This is a genomic window from Arthrobacter sp. 05L45_2 (genome assembly GCF_056397525.1).
The window spans coordinates 1-1,112 of the sequence record NZ_JBFTNO010000349.1; the positions used below are offsets into that span (position 1 = coordinate 1).

The following is a 1,112-nucleotide window of genomic DNA, read 5'->3' on the forward strand; positions in this document are numbered from 1 at the left end:
ATCGTGATCCGTTCGGACCGCGAAGAGCCGCAGGCGATGCGCGAGAAGATCGGCCGTCTGTGCGACGTCGACATCGACGCCGTGATTGGCTGCCCGGATGCGCCCAGCATCTACGACATCCCGAAGACGCTGCACTCCCAGGGACTGGACTCCTACATCGTCCGTGCCCTGGACCTGCCGTTCAAGGACGTTGACTGGACCAGCTGGGACAAGCTCCTCGAGGCCGTCCACAACCCCAAGCACGAGGTCGAGATCGCCCTCGTCGGCAAGTACATCGACCTGCCTGACGCCTATCTGTCGGTGACCGAGGCGTTGCGTGCCGGCGGCTTCGCGAACAACACCAAGGTCAAGATCCGCTGGGTCCCTTCGGACGAATGCGAGACCCCGGAAGGCGCGGTCAAGTCCCTGGCCGGCGTCGACGCGATCTGCGTCCCCGGCGGCTTCGGCATCCGCGGCCTCGAGGGCAAGCTCGGCGCCCTGAAGTACGCCCGCGAATCCAAGCTTCCGGTCCTCGGCCTGTGCCTGGGCCTGCAGTGCATGGTCATCGAATACGCCCGCAACGTGGTCGGCCTCGAAGGCGCTTCCTCGTCCGAATTCGAGCCGGACTCCAAGTACCCGGTGATCGCCACGATGGAAGAGCAGCTCGACATCGTTGACGGCAAGGGCGACCTCGGCGGCACCATGCGCCTGGGCCTGTACGAGGCCAAGCTGGACGAGGGCTCGGTCATCGCCGAAACCTACGGCACCACCACGGTCAGCGAACGCCACCGGCACCGCTACGAGGTCAACAACAAGTACCGCGAGCAGATCGCCGCCCAGGGCCTGGTGTTCTCCGGAACGTCGCCCGACGGCAAGCTGGTGGAGTATGTAGAGCTTCCCCGCGAAGTCCACCCGTACTACGTGGCCACCCAGGCGCACCCGGAGCTCAGCTCCCGGCCCACCCGCCCGCACCCGCTGTTCGCGGGGCTGGTCAAGGCCGCCCTGGACCACCAGCACGGTGCAGGCCAGCCGGTAGCCGCCACCGGCAAGGCTGCTTCCAAGACCGCCGCGGCAGAGTCAAAGTAAACCGCAACTGAATTAAAGGACGGCGCGATGCCCGGTAAGTCTGAGAC

At 66.0% G+C, this 1,112-nt stretch carries 1 protein-coding gene; it reads left to right on the plus strand.

The features are described from left to right. Nucleotides 1–1,065 (plus strand): CTP synthase (locus AC1DHD_RS16325; protein ID WP_476880705.1); only part of this gene is annotated, 1,065 nt, incomplete at its 5' end. Between the last annotated feature and the right edge of the window lie 47 nt (nucleotides 1,066–1,112).